The 17,306-nt window shown below is 38.1% G+C and carries 22 protein-coding genes and 1 other RNA gene; 14 read left to right on the top strand and 9 right to left on the bottom strand.

Annotation, left to right across the window (positions count from 1 at the left end; translation table 11 throughout):
- The first annotated feature begins 2 nt into the window (after positions 1 to 2).
- Complete coding sequence (gene tpgA / locus SOI81_RS12500; protein ID WP_239976345.1) at positions 3 to 782, top strand: trimeric autotransporter adhesin/peptidogylcan-associated protein TpgA; 780 nt, start codon at positions 3 to 5, stop codon at positions 780 to 782.
- Positions 783 to 890: 108 nt separating this feature from the next.
- Here the strand turns inward: tpgA and SOI81_RS12495 are convergent, their stop codons facing one another.
- Complete coding sequence (locus tag SOI81_RS12495) at positions 891 to 1,475, bottom strand: 5-formyltetrahydrofolate cyclo-ligase (protein ID WP_239976346.1); 585 nt, start codon at positions 1,473 to 1,475, stop codon at positions 891 to 893.
- A gap of 241 nt (positions 1,476 to 1,716) precedes the next feature.
- On the opposite strand from SOI81_RS12495, the gene SOI81_RS12490 reads away from it, so the two are divergent.
- The 3 genes from SOI81_RS12490 to SOI81_RS12480 all read left to right on the top strand — a co-directional run bounded on the left by SOI81_RS12490 (position 1,717) and on the right by SOI81_RS12480 (position 2,700).
- On the top strand, positions 1,717 to 2,061 hold the full coding sequence (locus tag SOI81_RS12490) for a hypothetical protein (RefSeq protein WP_320540861.1): 345 nt from the start codon (positions 1,717 to 1,719) through the stop codon (positions 2,059 to 2,061).
- Positions 2,062 to 2,172: 111 nt separating this feature from the next.
- Entirely contained in the window at positions 2,173 to 2,286 is a 114-nt protein-coding gene (locus tag SOI81_RS12485) for a hypothetical protein (RefSeq protein WP_239976348.1), read from the top strand.
- A gap of 93 nt (positions 2,287 to 2,379) precedes the next feature.
- A complete protein-coding gene (locus tag SOI81_RS12480) occupies positions 2,380 to 2,700 on the top strand; it encodes a hypothetical protein (RefSeq protein ID WP_239976349.1) in 321 nt (106 codons plus the stop codon).
- Here the strand turns inward: SOI81_RS12480 and ssrS are convergent.
- The 3 genes from ssrS to SOI81_RS12465 form a co-directional block, all read right to left on the bottom strand.
- A non-coding RNA gene (ssrS, locus tag SOI81_RS12475) (6S RNA) lies at positions 2,699 to 2,883 on the bottom strand. The two genes, SOI81_RS12480 and ssrS, sit on opposite strands and share 2 nt — an antisense overlap.
- A 190-nt stretch (positions 2,884 to 3,073) precedes the next feature.
- A complete protein-coding gene (locus SOI81_RS12470) occupies positions 3,074 to 3,358 on the bottom strand; it encodes a cell division protein ZapA (protein WP_016141863.1) in 285 nt (94 codons plus the stop codon).
- Positions 3,355 to 3,915, bottom strand: a complete 561-nt coding sequence (locus SOI81_RS12465) for a hypothetical protein (protein WP_016141862.1) — start codon at positions 3,913 to 3,915, stop codon at positions 3,355 to 3,357. Before SOI81_RS12465 ends, SOI81_RS12470 begins: the two co-directional genes overlap by 4 nt.
- Positions 3,916 to 3,979: 64 nt before the next feature.
- On the opposite strand from SOI81_RS12465, the gene SOI81_RS12460 reads away from it, so the two are divergent.
- The 5 genes from SOI81_RS12460 to SOI81_RS12440 all read left to right on the top strand — a co-directional run bounded on the left by SOI81_RS12460 (position 3,980) and on the right by SOI81_RS12440 (position 8,927).
- Positions 3,980 to 4,609, top strand: coding sequence for a UPF0149 family protein (locus SOI81_RS12460; RefSeq protein WP_005802891.1), 630 nt, complete (start codon positions 3,980 to 3,982; stop codon positions 4,607 to 4,609).
- A 67-nt stretch (positions 4,610 to 4,676) separates the two neighbouring features.
- The gene (gene pepP / locus SOI81_RS12455) at positions 4,677 to 5,999 is read left to right on the top strand and encodes a Xaa-Pro aminopeptidase (RefSeq protein WP_239976350.1); all 1,323 of its coding nucleotides are present in this window, start codon (positions 4,677 to 4,679) and stop codon (positions 5,997 to 5,999) included.
- A 31-nt stretch (positions 6,000 to 6,030) separates the two neighbouring features.
- Positions 6,031 to 7,239: a 2-octaprenyl-6-methoxyphenyl hydroxylase gene (gene ubiH / locus SOI81_RS12450; protein WP_320540860.1), complete on the top strand. Its 1,209-nt coding sequence runs from the start codon at positions 6,031 to 6,033 to the stop codon at positions 7,237 to 7,239.
- Entirely contained in the window at positions 7,236 to 8,468 is a 1,233-nt protein-coding gene (ubiF, locus tag SOI81_RS12445; RefSeq protein ID WP_320540859.1) for an FAD-dependent monooxygenase, read from the top strand. Before ubiH ends, ubiF begins: the two co-directional genes overlap by 4 nt.
- A gap of 207 nt (positions 8,469 to 8,675) precedes the next feature.
- The gene (locus tag SOI81_RS12440) at positions 8,676 to 8,927 is read left to right on the top strand and encodes a hypothetical protein (RefSeq protein WP_002117665.1); all 252 of its coding nucleotides are present in this window, start codon (positions 8,676 to 8,678) and stop codon (positions 8,925 to 8,927) included.
- A gap of 37 nt (positions 8,928 to 8,964) precedes the next feature.
- Here SOI81_RS12440 and SOI81_RS12435 read toward each other — a convergent pair whose 3' ends face one another.
- Complete coding sequence (locus tag SOI81_RS12435) at positions 8,965 to 9,366, bottom strand: Cd(II)/Pb(II)-responsive transcriptional regulator (protein WP_262456158.1); 402 nt, start codon at positions 9,364 to 9,366, stop codon at positions 8,965 to 8,967.
- A 65-nt stretch (positions 9,367 to 9,431) separates the two neighbouring features.
- Between SOI81_RS12435 and SOI81_RS12430 the strand changes: the two genes are divergently transcribed.
- Entirely contained in the window at positions 9,432 to 10,076 is a 645-nt protein-coding gene (locus tag SOI81_RS12430; RefSeq protein ID WP_320540858.1) for a cation diffusion facilitator family transporter, read from the top strand.
- A 51-nt stretch (positions 10,077 to 10,127) separates the two neighbouring features.
- Here SOI81_RS12430 and SOI81_RS12425 read toward each other — a convergent pair whose 3' ends face one another.
- Positions 10,128 to 10,730 (bottom strand): LysE/ArgO family amino acid transporter, encoded by a 603-nt coding sequence (locus tag SOI81_RS12425; RefSeq protein WP_016141856.1) that lies wholly within the window; start codon positions 10,728 to 10,730, stop codon positions 10,128 to 10,130.
- A gap of 110 nt (positions 10,731 to 10,840) precedes the next feature.
- On the opposite strand from SOI81_RS12425, the gene iciA reads away from it, so the two are divergent.
- Complete coding sequence (iciA, locus tag SOI81_RS12420) at positions 10,841 to 11,731, top strand: LysR family transcriptional regulator ArgP (RefSeq protein WP_320540857.1); 891 nt, start codon at positions 10,841 to 10,843, stop codon at positions 11,729 to 11,731.
- Between the two features lie 2 nt (positions 11,732 to 11,733).
- Here the strand turns inward: iciA and rsmI are convergent, their stop codons facing one another.
- Positions 11,734 to 12,570, bottom strand: a complete 837-nt coding sequence (gene rsmI, locus SOI81_RS12415) for a 16S rRNA (cytidine(1402)-2'-O)-methyltransferase (RefSeq protein WP_081174889.1) — start codon at positions 12,568 to 12,570, stop codon at positions 11,734 to 11,736.
- A gap of 207 nt (positions 12,571 to 12,777) precedes the next feature.
- Here rsmI and SOI81_RS12410 point away from each other — a divergent pair, with 207 nt between their 5' ends.
- From SOI81_RS12410 to afmiD, 3 genes are all read left to right on the top strand, one after another.
- The gene (locus tag SOI81_RS12410; RefSeq protein WP_320540856.1) at positions 12,778 to 13,179 is read left to right on the top strand and encodes a YraN family protein; all 402 of its coding nucleotides are present in this window, start codon (positions 12,778 to 12,780) and stop codon (positions 13,177 to 13,179) included.
- An 80-nt stretch (positions 13,180 to 13,259) separates the two neighbouring features.
- On the top strand, positions 13,260 to 13,967 hold the full coding sequence (locus tag SOI81_RS12405) for a BON domain-containing protein (protein ID WP_320540855.1): 708 nt from the start codon (positions 13,260 to 13,262) through the stop codon (positions 13,965 to 13,967).
- A gap of 3 nt (positions 13,968 to 13,970) precedes the next feature.
- Complete coding sequence (gene afmiD / locus SOI81_RS12400; RefSeq protein ID WP_016141851.1) at positions 13,971 to 14,834, top strand: alpha/beta hydrolase; 864 nt, start codon at positions 13,971 to 13,973, stop codon at positions 14,832 to 14,834.
- A gap of 28 nt (positions 14,835 to 14,862) precedes the next feature.
- Here afmiD and nudC read toward each other — a convergent pair whose 3' ends face one another.
- Both nudC and SOI81_RS12390 read right to left on the bottom strand, forming a co-directional pair.
- Positions 14,863 to 15,606, bottom strand: a complete 744-nt coding sequence (gene nudC, locus SOI81_RS12395) for an NAD(+) diphosphatase (protein WP_005070517.1) — start codon at positions 15,604 to 15,606, stop codon at positions 14,863 to 14,865.
- On the bottom strand, positions 15,606 to 17,249 hold the full coding sequence (locus SOI81_RS12390) for a chemotaxis protein (RefSeq protein WP_320540854.1): 1,644 nt from the start codon (positions 17,247 to 17,249) through the stop codon (positions 15,606 to 15,608). Before SOI81_RS12390 ends, nudC begins: the two co-directional genes overlap by 1 nt.
- Positions 17,250 to 17,306: the final 57 nt, after the last annotated feature.

Raw genomic sequence — 17,306 nt, 5'->3', positions numbered from 1 at the left:
AGATGAACAAAACAATCCAAAGCTTAGTGGTGGCAACTCTTGCTGGTTTCTCAGTGGTAACTTCTGCAAATGAGCCAGCTCAACAACAGGAAATTAAATTCCCAGCTATCGAAAAAAGTTACCTTAAGCAAGTAAAGCGCTATGAATACCAAGATGTTGCGCGCTTAGATTCAGGATTAAATAAAGACCAAATTCGAGCTTTATTAGGGAATCCACAATTTAGCGAAGGGGTATTTGCGGTAAAAGTTTGGAACTATGTGTTGGATATTCGCGTCCCTAAAAGTAATCAATACCAACGCTGTCAGTTGCGTATTGATTTTGATAAACAATATTTAGCAGAACGTTTATCTTGGAAGGGTGAAGCATGTGAAGGTTTGATGGCTTGGGGTGAAAATAACCAAATGCCAGTACAGACTAATTTAATAAGCGAACATACAGCAAGTGTATTATTTGCCTTTGATCGTTTTGATGCTAAAGCGATTGATCAAAGCACGAATAACCTTGAGAAAGTTGCTGAACAGATCAAAAAAAGCCCATCAATGAAGCCGATTATTGTTTCTGGCTTTGCTGACCCATTAGGTAAATTCAGTTACAACCATCAATTGTCATCACAGCGTGCAAATACGATTGCGAAGTTACTTGTTCAACAGGGGATAGATCCGAATCGTATTCAAATTCGGGCGAATAGCCAGACCGATTTATACCAACAGTGTTCAGGTAACAATAATGCAAAACTCATTCAGTGTTTAGCACCAAATAGACGTGTTAACATTACTTGGTAAATCGGTCTGTCACGTAAAAGCAACCATCCTTAGGGTGGTTGCTTTTATGATTTTAGAAACACGAAAAATTAAGACTGATTTTAATTTTTACATAAATATTATCTAATATTATCTTTTAAAATAATAAAAACGTTGTGGGGTAAGTAAGGCATCTAAGGGTTGGTCCCAACTTTGGCGTTTTAGAGTATGTTCAATAAATTGAAATTGATGAGCTATTCCTAAGCGATAAGGCCGATGTTTTGCAGTAGCCAAGGTACGATCATAATAACCACCTCCCATACCAATACGCGTACCATATTGATCGCAGGCTAAAAGTGGCATAAGTAATAAATCAAGAGAAGACACATGCTTTGCTCTACTTGCAATAGGTTCTTTCATGCCCAATGGATGATGTGAAAATCGTCGATTTATATATTGGTTTCTAGATATTTTTACCCAAACTAATTTTTGATTCATAGAACAAATCATCGGTAAATAAACTTGTTTATTCTTTTTAAAACATAGATCTATGAGAAGCTCTGTGTGAACCTCACCAAAGGCATGTAAATATAGGCCAATTTTTTTTGAAGAATGAAAAATAGGAAGGGTATTGAGATGATGAAGAACACCAAGCTGAGCTTGTTTTTGTTCAAATGAAGTTAAAGAACGTCTTTTAGATCTTAAATTTTTTCTAATAAAGCTGAGTTCATTCATGGGGTAAATCTAAAGAAATTAGAGATCAGTCGTGCAAAATTATACCTATTTTTTGACAGCTTTATGGAAATAGAAGAGTAATTAGAAAAGCACCTTAAATTCATTGGATTAATATTCATAAAGTGAACTGACACATTCTATTTAAAGGTAAAAATTTCTATTTCTTTACGTATTACCAGTATTTCTTTACATTTAATAAGGTTAAGTATATTTAAAAGATTGATGCAGCATTACTAAGCCTATGAAGTTAAAAATTCTAACCCTTACTATCAGCACTTTAATGCTACTTGGTGGCTGTACAAAACAAGCAGAACCTGAAGCAGCGGAAGTTGATTATAAAGCCCAATTTGAAGAGTCAGATCGTAAAATCGGAGAGTTTTTAGATCAGTTAGATAACCCAAATACACCTCAAGGCGTTAAGGTCAAAATTTTATGTCATGACTATCCTGAGGTTTATAAAACTCAATACATGCCCGCTTTAATAAAAATTTCGCCTAAACCTTATACTGAAGAAAAGTTGTTATCTGATCTGAAAAGTGCAACTGACTACTATAAGGATGCTTTCGGGATTAAATGTAATCAATAAATTTAATTGAGTTTTATCTCAAAAAATCCGATAAGTGTGAATTGATTGGCATTATTGACTTATGATAAATTTTCTTTTGTCTTAAATAAGTAATAGTTTGGGGATCAAGATATGGAAATCTTAAAGTTCTTACAGAGTTTTAATACGGTTGGAACCTATTTAACCATTGCATCAACCATTTTAGTGGGTCTTGTTATTTATTTTTATATAATTAACCCCGCATAAAACTCTTTCAAAGAAATAGTGATCAAATCACTATTTCTTTTTTATTAATAAGATTCTTTAATTAATTTAAAGCTATAAAAATAAGGTAGGTGTATGAAGTTTAAATTATTTTTTCTTAGTTTTTTGGCTTGTGGTTGTTATGCGGATGAAACGGCAAGTGATCCGCAAATTTGCAATGTAGTAAGAAAGGTTGCTTATACTGTAATGGAGGCACGTCAACAAAAAGTTCCATCTGAAGACTTGCAGCAAATAGCGAATGGCCTAGAAGATCCAGAAGCAAAACAACTTTATCAAGATTTAATTAATTCTGCTTATTCTGCGAAAGTATTTAAAACTGGTTTCTTTAAAAGAAAAGCAATAGAAGATTTTCAGACAGCTTGGTATGAACAGTGCTTGAACAACAATGAAAAATAAATGCTCCGAAGATGCCGCTGCATGTGTCGTTACCCTGAACCCGATGAGTTCAAGGTGGACGCGACGTATACTTGCTGGGTTTCCTACTCGAAGGTAGGCATACACTCTAAATATACAGAACGCAATCCATAAGTTTAAGTATCGGCAGGGGAATAGACCCGCTGGCGAACATCCCAGAGATAGCTTAAGTATAACCGATCTGACCCTGATGGCAATCACTTGAGTTTATGGAACTGTAAACTTAGTTTGCGTTTGATGAAGCTTTGTACATTCGAGTACAGAAAATCATATTCAACTGGAGTTTTACACTCAATAAAAATGCCTTGCATCTATGTTTTAGAATACAAGGCATTTTTGTATTGATAGAAGTTGATTAAACTACTTGTTCAACTTCTTCTAAAATTGTTTGCAAGAGGCGTTCGCAATGAGTGTATTCCTGCAAAGATTTATTAAGGCTCAGCACTTCTTGAGTTAACTGTAGGGCAACCATAATGACCAGTTTATTGTGCTCAACACGTGGCGCACTACGACGCATGTCATTAAACTTCTCATTGAGTAGCTGTGCTGCACGCTCAAGTTCATCTTTTTTATCTGCGGTAGTAGCGAGTCTAAAAGTCTGTTCAATCAGCCTAAGCTCTACCATGACTTGTTCACTCATGATTGGGTCTCCTCACCAGTTTCAGCATTAGGATGGGCAAGCTGCTGGATTTCTTGGGCATGTTGATCTTGAGCGGTGCCTAAAATTCCCAAACGTTGAATAATCGCTTCAACTTTTGATTTGGCAAGCTCATTTTTTTGTAACAAACGATCACGATCTTGTTGTAAATCATGCAGCTCTTGCTGGGTTTGACGCTGGTGGGCTTGTAACTTTTCTTTTGCAACACGTAATTCATTACGTTCTGCAAGAATTTCCTGAAAACGATTTTTTAAATCAGTCGTGCTCTTTTCTAATCGGCTATAACGTTCAGCAAGTGTGTTAGCATCTTGATTCAACTGTTGAAATTGTCCTTTTAACTGAGTGAGTTGCTCAGTTACCGACTCAATTTCCTCTTGTTTTTTAGTGATAATACTATTTTTTTGCACAACTTGTGCGTGATGCTCTGTTTCAGCCAGTTCTTTAGCTTCTGAGAGGGCCGCATGTTCACTCTCTAAATGATGTAAGCGTGTTTTTAAAACGCTAATATGCGCTTGTAGCCGCTGTAATTGTTCTAACATAACGAGGTCGCACAGAATTGCAATCAAAGGTAATATATACAAAGTATAGAGATTGGATAAACGAATGCAAGACGATATTTCAGGCTGGACAGATTGGAACGCTCATTTTGAAGGAATTGAAGAAATTTCAAGCCCTAGTGAGTTACATGGTTTGTTAACAGGTATTGTTTGTGTGACAGAAGCGCCTACGCGTGAAGAATGGTCACAAATTTTAACAACCCTTAATGTGCCAGAGTTAAGTGAAGATGCTTTAGCACTTTTAACTGACGAAGCAGAAGATGTAGTTCATGCTTTATCGGAAGACGAATTAGATTATCTACCAATGCTTCCAGACGATGAACATCTACTTCAAGAACGTGTGCAAGCATTATCTGATTGGTGTGCAGGTGTTGTATTAGGTTTCGGTTTAGCATCTGGTCATGTGCGCGGTGATGAGCGCGAATTGATCGAACACCTTCAAGATGTTGCAGCAGTCGAATTTGAAGATTCTGACAATGATGAGGAAGGTGAAAGCAGTTACGAAGAATTGTATGAATTTGTACGCTTAATCCCTGTAAGCTTGTCTATTGGCAGAAAAAAAATCACTGTAGCTGAAAGTTCTTTATTGAAAAACTTTCATGCAAAAAGTAAAACTGCTGCTCTAGGTACAGATCAGAATATTGTAGAAATGTTCACACCACATCGCCCAAGCTAATTGAGGCGATGTGTTATTGGTTGTATTTTATTTTTTGACTTTAAAATTCTAAATCAAGTAGATCATTATGAAATTGCCTCAAGCTGATTTTCAACATCGTAGAGACCGTCTGGCAGAAAAAATGGGTCCTAACAGTATTGCAATTATTGCAACGCGTGAGGAGATGTACCGTAATCGTGATGCGGATTATAAATTCCGTGCCGATAGTAGTTTTTTCTATTTGACGGGCTTTGCTGAGCCTGAAGCAGTTGCAGTTATTGAAACCTTTGAGGATGTAACTGACTATAGTTATAGTCTTTTCTGCCGTGAACGTAACCGCGAGATGGAAATCTGGAATGGTTACCGTGCCGGAATTGATGGCGCGATTGAAGACTATGATGCAGATGAAGCATATGCAATTGATCTGCTTGATGAAGAAATTATTGAAAAGTTATTAAATAAAGAGCGTCTTTATTATCGGATTGGGCAAAATGCTGCATTTGATGCACGGGTAAGTCAGTGGATTAAAAAAGCAGATGCTGAGCAGCGACATCAAGGTGCTCCGGCTCAACTGATTCAGCTCGACCGTATTGTTGATGAAATGCGTTTAATCAAGTCGCCACAAGAACTTGAGCTGATGCAAATTGCTTCAAAAATTAGTGCCAAGGCACATACCCGTGCGATGCAAATGGTGCGTCCAGGTATGATGGAATATGCACTTGAAGCTGAACTCAATTATATTTTTGGGCAAAATGGCTGTGTCCCGTCTTATAACAGTATTGTCGGTGGCGGCGCCAATGCTTGTATTTTGCACTATGTTGAAAATAACCAACCACTTAAAGATGGTGATTTGGTCTTAATTGATGCTGCATGTGAATATGAATTCTATGCGTCAGATATTACCCGTACTTTTCCGGTAAACGGTAAGTTTAGTGCTGAGCAAAAAGCATTATATGAAGTTGTGTTGGCCTCTCAATATGCCGCAATTGATGCAGTACGTATTGGTAATTCATACCGTGAGCCTCATGAAGTAGCAGTTAAAATTTTAACCGAAGGCTTAGTGGATTTAGGTTTGCTCAACGGGGATGTTAACGAACTCATCGAAACCGAAGCATACCGTCAATTTTATATGCATGGTACAGGCCATTGGTTAGGTATGGATGTACATGATGTCGGATCTTACAAAAAAGGTGAAGACTGGCGTCAATATGAAGAAGGTATGGTCGTTACCGTTGAACCAGGCTTATACATCGCACCAGACGATGAAACTGTAGATAAAAAATGGCGTGGTATTGGTATTCGTATTGAAGATGATGTAGTCGCAACATCGAAAGGTCCACGAGTTTTAACTGCTGATGTAGTTAAAAATATTGCAGATATTGAACATTTAATGGCGCAAGCTAAATCATAATTAAACGTATTCGCCAAAGGAGCACAACTCGATGCAACAACAAGTGATTATTGTAGGTGGGGGAATGGTCGGACTTAGCCTTTCACTCATGCTGGCGAAGGCTAATATTGCAGTAAAGCTGTTAGAGGCTGTGAAATACCCAAACTATGATGATCAAAATGTTGCTCCTTATCATTCTAGTTTTGATGCGCGTAATACCGCTTTATCGCGTCGTAGTGTACAGATTTACCAAAAGCTGGGGTTGTGGGATGCATTACAGCAACATGCGACTCCAATTCTACAAGTTCACATTACTGAACAAGGTAGTTTTGGTAAGGCGCGCTTAATTGCAGAACAAGAAAAAGTCGAAAGCTTTGGGCAAGTGATTGAAAATGCTTGGCTTGGCCGTGTTTTATTGACTCAAGTACGTCAGCAGCCTTTGATTGAGCTGATTGATGGCGTACAGGTGACTGCTTTAACTCAAGATGCTGAACAAGTACATATTGAAGCCAAGCGTGGAGAAGAAGTCTTAAAACTTGAGTCAAAACTACTAATCGCAGCAGATGGACGTGACTCTTTTTGTCGTCAGGCAATTGGCGTCGGTGTTGATGTTCATGATTATGATCAGGTTGCAATTGTTACAACTGTTCAGACCTCAAAACCTCATGACCAAGTAGGATTTGAGCGTTTTAGTGCATTAGGTCCTTTAGCTTTATTGCCTTTACCGGGTGAATATCGCCGTTCGGTTGTATGGCCTGTAAAAAAAGGCACTGAAGATGAGTGGTTAGGCGATGAAAATGATCAGCACTTCTTAAATGCTTTACAACAAACTTACGGTGACCGAGCGGGTAAATTTGAAAAAACCGGCAAACGTTTTAGTTATCCACTTTCGCAAGTGCTTGCACATAAACAAGCTGTAGGTCGCGTTATTTTAATGGGTAATGCAGCGCATACCATCCATCCTGTTGCCGGACAGGGCTTTAACCTATGCCTACGTGACGCAGATGTTTTGGTGCGTTATTTAGTGAACCAGCTAACCGCTTCTGATGATATTGGTAACCCTGATAATTTACTTGCCTATGAACACGCTCGCTTGTCAGACCAACAACGAGTGATTAAGTTCTGTGACACTGTGGTTCGTGGTTTTAGTAACCAAAATCCATTATTAAAATTAATTCGTAATACGGGATTAATTGCATTTGATGTCATTCCGGGTGTTAAGCCACTGGTAGCGAACTATGCAATGGGGCTAAAAGCATGAGTGAAATATTAGATGTTGTCATTGTTGGTGGTGGACTGGTTGGTGGTTTAACTGCTTTATTGCTTGCTCAAGGCGGTGTACAGCCTACTGTGCTTGATGCTGCTCCTGTACTGGATGTTGAAAAGACAGTGGGTGTGATGAACCCGCGTGTTTTAGCCCTCAGCCAAGCGACCATTCATTTACTTAAAACAGTCAATGTTTGGGATGATCTAGCACGTCAAATGCCTTATACAGGCATGCAGGTGTGGAACTTGAATGGTTATGGTGAAATTAATTTTGGTCATGATTCCATACAAAGACCAATGCCGGAGCAGTCCTTGGGTTCTATGGTTGAGCCAAGTGTATTGAATGTTGCTATTCAACAAAAAATGCTTGAGCAACTAATAGATTATCGTACTCAAGTTCGTGTGACTCGTATTGAGCAGGGCGTTGGGTGTTGGCACATTCAATTGGCAGATGGTACTACACTTAAAACTAAGCTGCTTATTGGTGCAGATGGTGCAAATTCATTTGTACGTGAACAGGCTTTTATTGATCTAGACGTATTAGATTACAAGCAAGCAGCGATTAGTTGTGCCATTAAAACATCTAAACCCCACAATTATGTGGCTCGCCAAATTTTCTTACCGACCGGGCCTTTAGCATATTTGCCGATGGCTAGCCTTGAAGAAAGTGAGAATGGATACTGGCAATCCATTGTCTGGACATTACCTGATGATTATGCCGATGAATATTCAGCTTTAACTGATCATGAGTTTATGCAGCTTTTAACTCGAGAAAGTCAGCATATGTTAGGTGAAGTGTTAGACGTTCGTTCAAGAGCACAATTCCCGCTTAAAGCTCGCGCTGCAAAACAATATGTTAAAGCTGGTTTAGCTTTAATTGGAGATGCAGCACATGTTATTCATCCACTTGCTGGACAAGGGGTAAATATTGGCTGTCTAGATGCAGCTGTACTCTGTGATGCACTACTACATGACTTAGCACGAGGTGTATGGGCAAATGAACAGACATTGTTGCGTTATGAGCATCGCCGTAAAGGCCAAAATGATGCAATGATGCATAGCATGTCGGCAATTGGCTGGTTGGAAAGTAGTGAGCTATTTCCATTTATCTGGGCTCGTAATGTTGGACTCAAGCAAGTTGAACAAATTTCCTTCTTAAAAGAGCGTTTTATGCAACAAGCAAACGGTTTAGGGTCTTTACAAAACACCCAGTATAGTCGTTAAAATAATGACGTAGTTTATGCTCTACTGGTCTAAATAAATATCAGTAGATATTTTTTAAGCAATCATTTATATATCATTACCAATTGGGTTGAAAAAGATACACATTTGACCAATTTGGCTCTTTGCTAAATGCAAAGAGATTGCTAAATTTCTGAGGTCTTGGAACCATAGCGATGATGCAATAGAAATCATTCTGGGGAGTGAAAAATGTCAGATATCAATGATTATGAAGATGCAGAAGATTCTGCTGTAGATGAAGATGAAGCAAAGGCAGCTGAAAGCGGTGCAGCTGATGAAGAAGCAAGCAGTATTAATGATACTGACATTGCTGAGGCAGAAACGCTGACTGTGACTGCTAAACAAAAACAGCGCCAAGCGTTGGAAGATGAAGTTGCCGCATTTCTAGCTCGAGGGGGAAGAATTACCGAAGTTCCTCCAGATGAACATAGCGACCATTAATTCTAAAAAGCATCACAAGAGTGATGCTTTTTTATTTTTAAGGTGCGTTTTGAAGTTCTTTCAAAATCCCACACTCATCTACTGTTCGATTGGTAGAGCAGTGCTGTTTTAAATCAATTAAAGATTCTTTTAAAAGTAATAATCGTTCGATTTTTTCAGATACTTCAATCAAGTATTTATTCACCAAATTATCAACTTCCGTACAAGCCTGTTTCGGCTGAGCTTTCATTTCTTTTAACGTTTTAATATCGTTGAGAGAAATATCTAATTCACGGCAATGCTTAATAAATAAAAGGTCCGCAAGAGTTTGCTCCGTATAAACACGATAATTATTTTCTGAACGCTGAATACGCTCCAGCACACCTACTTTTTCGTAATAACGGATCGTATCAATTGGAATACCCGCTTTTTTTGATAATTGACCAATAGAAAGACTCATAAGACTTGACTCTGGAGTTACTCGAGGGTTTTTAATCACTATAAAAGAGTTTTTGAGGAAATAAAATGGCTGGATGTGGTTGTGCTTCAACATGCTCTCCTACCAAGAAAGTCAGTCCACGTTTTAGAAAAGCGTTATGGATTGCGCTTATAATTAATGCCTTAATGTTCGTGGTTGAAATCTTGGGGGGATACAAAGCCCAATCCGTTTCACTTTGGGCAGATGCATTAGATTTTGCCGGAGACGCAGCAAACTATGCATTATCTTTAGTCGTCCTTTCGATGAGTTTATATTGGCGTGCGACAGCGGCACTACTTAAAGGAATAACGATGGTAGCTTTCGGCGTTTTTGTCATTGCGAAAGTGGTTTGGTCATATTTTTATGGAGTTCCACCGGAACCAATGGTCATGGGGGCAATTGGAGTAATAGCCTTAATTGCTAATGTTTCCGTCGCCCTTATGCTTTATGCATTTCGTGATGGTGATGCCAATATGCGCTCTGTTTGGTTGTGTAGTCGAAATGACTCAATTGCCAATATTGCTGTAATTTTAGCGGCGGTTGGAGTGTTTGGAACGGGCAGTGTATTTCCCGATTTATTGGTTGCCTTTGTCATTGCTTACTTGGGAGTATCCTCCGGCTACGCTGTTATAAAACAGTCACAGCAAGAAAGAAAACAGGCAAGAGTTGTGCTTGGCAGTGAAGCATCATAAAGAGCAATAAAAAAAGGATCTTTTATAGGATCCTTTTTTACTTTTAAGCTATTAAAACAAAAGTGTTAGGGCAATACACCACATAATACATCCAATAATGAAATCTAAAATTTTCCAAGCTTTAGGATTGGTAAATAACGGCTTCAATAATTTTGCACCATAACCTAAACTGAAAAAGAAGATCCAAGAAGCAAGAATACTGCCTAAAGCAAAGCTAATTTTATCTTCTAGCTGGGTTGCTACAGAACCAATCAAAACAATAGTATCTAAATAGACGTGGGGGTTAAGCCAAGTAAAGGCAAGACAGGTCACTAATGCTTGGGTTAAAGTCTGCTTTTGACCGTTATCAAGCTCCATGCCTTGGGTAGTTTTAAATGCAGCATAGAATGCTTTTGCACCGTAGACTAATAAAAACGCTGCCCCTAAATATTTGGCAACAGTAATTAGGATTGGTGATGCAGTCATGATTTCGGCAAAACCTAATACACCAAAAGCGATTAGAATCGAATCAGACAATGCACAAATTAAACATAGCCAAAATACGTATTGTTGTTTCAGACCCTGTTTTAGAACAAAAGCATTTTGAGCTCCAATGGCGACAATAAGCCCGCTACCAATACCGAAACCTTTAAAAAATATACTAAGAGATAACATGACAATAAGTAAGTTTGAAAAAATCAGATGGGGGAATTATCTGTCTTTTTATTAAAAAATAAGTAAAATTAAGAATATTTAGGTTTGGCTAAAAATAATTTAGGTTTGATATGCTCGATAGTAAACAATGTGAAGCTTTTCTGGCTGTAGCAGAAGTAGGGAGTTTTGATGCAGCAGGTGAGCATTTATATATTACTCCGTCGGCAGTATCGTTACGTGTACAGGCCTTAGAAAAATATTTAGGGCAGATCCTAATCATACGTGGGCGTCCCTGTGTACTCACTCAAGCAGGGCAAACTTTATTGCAACACTTACGTCATACCAGACTGATGGAGCAAAATTTATTACAAGGTTTAATGGGGAAATCTTCCGAATCTGAATTTTATAAAATTGCTTTGGCTTCAAATGCAGACTCATTAGCCACTTGGCTTTTACCATGCATTCAGCAAACGCTTTTTAAAGAAAAAATTGTATTAGAACTAAAAATTGACGATCAATCTCACACACATACTTTGCTTGAAACGGGACAGGTCAATGCATGTATTACAGCAGAAGAGCAAGTTATGGCGGGTTGCTTAGCTCAGCTTCTTGGTAAAATGCGCTATAAAATGCTGGCATCGGCCGAGTTTGTAAACCGGTGGTTTAGTGGTGGAATTAACCGAGAAACTTTAAGAAAAACGCCAGCAGTTATTTTTAACCATAAAGATTTAATGCATTCGGAGGTTTTATTAAAGGGATACGGTTTACCGATGCAAAGTTATCCTTATAGTTTTATTCCAGCGACAGATGCTTTCGTTAAAGCAATTCAACTAGGTTTAGGGTATGGCATGGTGCCCGAGCTACAGGTTCAACCATTACTAGAAAACGGAACACTTGTTGATATTATGCCTGAGGCTCAACTTGATATTCCTTTATATTGGCATCATTGGAAAAGGCAGTCGAAGCAACTTGATGCACTGACTGAAACGATTGTTCAGTCAGCAAAACAAATATTGAGATAAGTTTAAGATTGGGTTAACTCAAGCGCACGTTGATAAGCAACTTTTTTCTTAATACCTGTTAAATCGGCAGCAAGTTGAGATGCTGCTTTAACTGATAAGTCTTGAAGTAAGCGTTTTAAAAGCTCATCTAGTTTTTCTTGTTCAAGATCTGTTTTTTCTGGTGCGCCGCCAACTACAAGTACAATTTCACCTTTTTCTTGGTTATGGTCGTTTTCAATAAAGCTGACCAAGTCTTTTAAGGTCATTTTTTTGATAGTTTCAAAGGTTTTAGTGATTTCACGTGCGAAACCAACTGGGCGATTTTCACCAAATACCTCTGCCATATTTTTTACACATTCTAAAATACGGTGTGGTGCTTCATAGAAAATTAAGGTTTGAGTTTCATTTTTGAGTTTTTCCAATTGAGAAATACGTTGAGAAGCTTTTGATGGTAAAAAGCCTTCAAAACTAAAACGGTCACTTGGTAAACCAACTGCACTTAAAGCAGCAATTGCCGCACATGCACCAGGCACAGGCACAACTCTAATACCATGTTCTTGAGCAGCACGAACTAATTTAAAACCGGGGTCGCTAATAAGCGGTGTACCTGCATCACTAATTAAAGCAATATTGTCGCCCGCAAGTAATCTTTGAACTAACTGCTCAATTTTATTGCTTTCATTATGATCATGACATGCAGTAAGTTGAGTCGATATATTATAGTGCTTAAATAGTTGTGCTGATTGACGTGTATCTTCGGCAGCGACAATAGAAACTGATTTTAAAATATCAATTGCACGGAAAGTCATATCATCTAAGTGCCCGATTGGGGTGGCTACAACGAATAACTGAGCACTCATTTGGTTTTACTCCGTACAGATAAACAATTTTAATCGGGTAGTTTACCCGAAATTATGATTTGGGCGTGAACAATGTCTGCTAACCTTGGCTTTTCGAAAATGAAGTGATTTTCATTTGTTCAATTTAAGCCAGAAAATACAGATAGATTTAACAAAAACTTAAACATAAAAATATGTGATGCTACTTTTAACTTGGGGAAGATAAAAATGTTATTAGCACAGCAGTTAGGTAAATGGGCAGAACAAACGGCTTTAGGCCTGTTACAAGCACAAAACTATGTGTGGGTGACAAGCAATTACCATTCACGCCGTGGTGAAGTGGATTTGATTGTTAAAAGAGGGCAAGAACTAGTTTTTGTGGAGGTAAAGGCACGTACTATAGGAAATTATGGGCAAGCTTGTGAAATGGTGACAGGGACAAAGCAGAAGAAAATTATCAAAACTGCGATGCGTTTTTTACAGCGCTATCCATCTTATCAGGAATTTTATTGTCGTTTTGATGTGATTTGTTTTGATTTTCCACAGAAAATTGCAAAAACAGTACAGCAAGACTTTTCAAAATTCCATTATGATCTGCAATGGATCGAAAATGCATTTACTTTGGATTAAGAGTTCATTACTCTTTTGAGCAAATTTAAGTCTGATGCTTTATGATCAAGCCAAGAAAAGATTGATAGGAGTCTGGTGGAGTGTTAAACCGTATTGCTGTAACAATGCTTTGTGTCGCAAGTTTATCGGGTTGCGCAAGTTTTATTTCTGGTGGAACAGGCACAGCTCCAGTCGGAACAGACAGCGGTGTCCGCAGTCTGGGCCAAGTGTTCATTGACTCTTCAATTAAACGTACAGCAAATATCAACCTTTATAAACTTGATCAGCGCTTTAAGCAGTCACGTATTAATATCGAAAGCTTCCACAGTACTGTTTTATTAACAGGACAAGTGCCAGACCCATATTTAAAACAATTGGCAGAAGATAATCTTAAAGCCATGAGCGATGTGAAAGCTGTACATAACTACATTACCGTTGGTAATAAAGTCAGCTACAACACGATTATGCAAGACGCGGGTGTAACTGCCAATACACGTGCGCTTTTAATGAAGGCACCTGTAGTTTCTGATAGTAAGGTTCTCGTACATACCGAAGACGGCGTACTTTATGTCATGGGACGTTTAAATACTGCTGAAATTAATGATTTGAATAGCGTCTTACAAAATGTGGGTAACGTAACTAAAATTGTTACTTTAATTGATAACGTTGATTTAGCGCCTGCACCAGCAGCGAGTACTACAAGTGCAACGGCTACTCCGGTTATTAATAACGTCATTGCTCAACCAACAGTTCAAACTCCTGTTGCAATTGATCCTGACCAAACAGATCCAGCTTCGAATGCACAGTAATATATGAATCTGATTGAACAACTACAAAGCAAAATTGAACAGGCGCGAACTCTTTATAAAGAGTTCCGCCTTTATGATTTGGGGAGTTTTGCTTTAAACCGTTTTACGCCTAAAGATGGTTTTGAACAGGTTGCCAATGTCCGTTATGGTTTAAAACCGCGTCACCGTTTGGATATTTACCGATCTGTTAAAAAATTAGCACATCAGCCGCTTATCGTTTTTGTACATGGTGGTGCTTGGCAGCATGGTAATAAGCGAGATTATCTTTTTATTGGCGAGACATTTGCTAAAGAAGGTTATGACGTTGCAGTTATTAACTATCAATTAGCGCCTAAAAATATTTTTCCAAGTTTTGTTGATGACTTGACTCAGGCATTGAATTATTTACATCAAAACCAAGAAAAGCTGGAAATCTCTACAGAAAATATTGTACTTATGGGGCACTCGGCAGGGGCATTTAATGTCATGTCTGCTGTTTATCATCCAAAACCAAACCCTATTCAGTGTTTAGGTAATATTAAGGCAATTTTTGGTTTAGCCGGACCTTATCATTTTGATTATAAGGGTGACCCACTAGCTGAAGATGCTTTTGACCAAAGTATTTCTTATCAAGAGGTGATGCCATACTATTTCGTCAACCAAAATAGTATTAAACATTACTTGCTCATGGCTGAAAATGATCAGCTTGTCGGTAAAGAAAATACATTAGATTTGGATCGCGCATTAAGACAAAGTGGAAATCACAGCCATATCGCCGTGATTCCTAAAACTGGCCATATTACAATTTTAGCTAGTCTTTCTAGTTTTATTAGCCATTACTTTAGAACGAAAAGAACGATCTTACATTTTCTTGAAGAAGTGTTTTAAACGAAAGTCTCGTTTAAAACACAGCAGATTACCCAGCTTGGGTAATCTGCATAATCATTGAATGAGCAATACTTCCTTTAAATGGAATCTCAGGTAATTGATCAATTTTGAAGAATTGTGCATCTGCAATTTCTTCTTCTTGAAGCTTAATTTCACCCGACTCATATTCTGCCCGAAAAGCTACCATAAGGTTACTTGGGAATGGCCAAGGCTGACTTGACATATATTGAATATTTTTGAGTTTTAAACCGACTTCTTCGAAAGCTTCACGTTGTACTGCTTCTTCAAGTGTTTCACCCACCTCAACAAAACCTGCAATCAAACCATACATGTTGGTTTTATTGTGAACTGACTTCGCTAGTAAGATTTCATCATCACCACGAGTAATGACGGTAATAATGCAAGGGTTTACACGAGGGTATTGGTGATAGCGACAAGAAGGGCACACCATCGCATATTCGGTTGGATGAACTTCTGTCGGATGTCCACAGTGGCTACAAAATTTATGGTTACGTCGCCATTCAAGTAATTGAACAGCTCGGCTCGCTTGCAAAAACTGTTCTTTCGACCAACTGGTAATAAGCTGGCGAATTGGGACAAGTTGTAAGCCTTCGGGAATAGGTTCCTCAGCAAGCAAGTCACGCGCAATGACCTGCTCATCATGAGTGAAAAGTAAATCACTTGCTAACTTTTCGACTTTGGGTAATTGAAGGTTCTGGTCAACCAGTAATTGTTGATGATGGAAAATATAAGCAAGTGATAATTCAGACATTAAGCTGCCTTTTTTTGAAGTTGTTGACTACTCGACAATGCTACATTAAACATGGATTGTAGAACAGGTTGTTTATTTTTTAAATTGTCAACTAACATGTCAATACCGGCTAATACGTTAAAAATACAGTGAATTTGGTCTGTATTAAAAGGCTGTTTTTGTTCAAGTTGCTCTTGAACAAATTGAGCAGTGTGGAGTAAAGCTTGTTGTTGAATCGTGCTTCCTAAAAATTCGGCTGCACCCGCTAACTCTTTTAACGAACCTGCAATTGCTTCAATATTTTGTGTTTGATCATTTGCATACAAAGTCAGACTTTGACAGATAAAATCAATTAAATTTTTTGTCTCAATAAGCAAGGCTTGGTGTGCTTCATCAAGACGATCTAAAGAAATATCCGTATTGTTCACATTAAGTTGTAAACGATTCGAGGTGAATTGACGTACTAAAATACCAATTGAGTTCATGGCCGACAAAATACTGTTCATCAGCTGCTGCGCATAGTTCTCATCACTTAAAATGTTAAGTTGACTTAAACTAGTAGCTTGCTGAGAAAGTGCAGATGAGGCGTCATCTAGATTAAGAAGTTTAAAGGTATAGGCCAGCTGTAAAAGGCTCGCTTGGAGTTGCTGTGCTTTTTCAGACGACATATTTTGATAGTTGTACTCAATATCATTACGCACTTTATTCATTTCATCCAAGATTAATTGGCTGACGGTGTGCATCGTGTCAAAGTCAGGACCAAAAAGATGGCGACTTAAAACGAGTAATTGAGTATCTGTTGGTGTTTCCTCACCTATATGAAGTTGGTTGCGAATATGGTGGGCAATCTCATCTTCTTGAGCAATGACAATACTTAAAATATCAGCAAGTGCCGCTAAATCGGGTTTGAAAGTTTCCGGAGTTGCTAAGAACTGACCAATCTGATTTTCGATATTAATGAGTACACGTAGGCGTGAATCATTTAAAGGTAGGTCATCAATATGGTTAAAAGCATAATTGACGAGCTGCCAATATTGTTGGCTTGGCTGAGTGTTCGCTATGCTGAGCAAATAGGTTGCAATAAGTTTAAAGGCTTGAAAATTCTGAGCTGATGCTGTCTTTTTTAAAAATTGATGTAGAGATAATTTATAGAGTTGATGGATGAACTGAGTTTTTTCACTAATTAATATTTCAGGCGAAGGCAGTTCGAGCGAAGTATCTGCAAGTAAGGGAACAAGAGCCTGTCCTGATGTAGTCAGTGGTTTATTTAAAGCTAATTCTAAATTATTTAAGGTCGTAAGAAGAAACTGTGGAACTTGTATTTCGCGCAAACAGATAAATTCAATATAACGTTTTACCATGGTCGTGCCTTCGCTTAAGGCAACGACATCATCAGTATTAATTTGTGCTGGATTCGCAATAATTTTTTGCATCAACTCAGTTGAATATTGAGTGATTTTTGCAAGATAGGGGATATCAATTAAGCGTAGTACTTGAGTGCATTGCTTAAACTGTTCTAATGCATCATCAATACCAAAAGGGAGAGTTTGTTCTTCAATTAAGGTACTTACAGCACCTTCAACCAGTTTTATTGAACGATCAATTTCATGTTTAATGATGAGTAAGGCTGTTGGATCGAAATGAATCGACGTATGCTCAGACATAAACGTTCCCCTTTGCAAAAAAATCAATTGTTATATTCGTAGTGCTCATTAAATTGA

It is taken from the genome of Acinetobacter pittii (genome assembly GCF_034067285.1).
GTDB classification, from domain to species: domain Bacteria; phylum Pseudomonadota; class Gammaproteobacteria; order Pseudomonadales; family Moraxellaceae; genus Acinetobacter; species Acinetobacter pittii_E.
The sequence above is the reverse complement of the archived record's forward strand: the minus strand, read 5'-3'. Positions and strand labels throughout refer to the sequence as shown.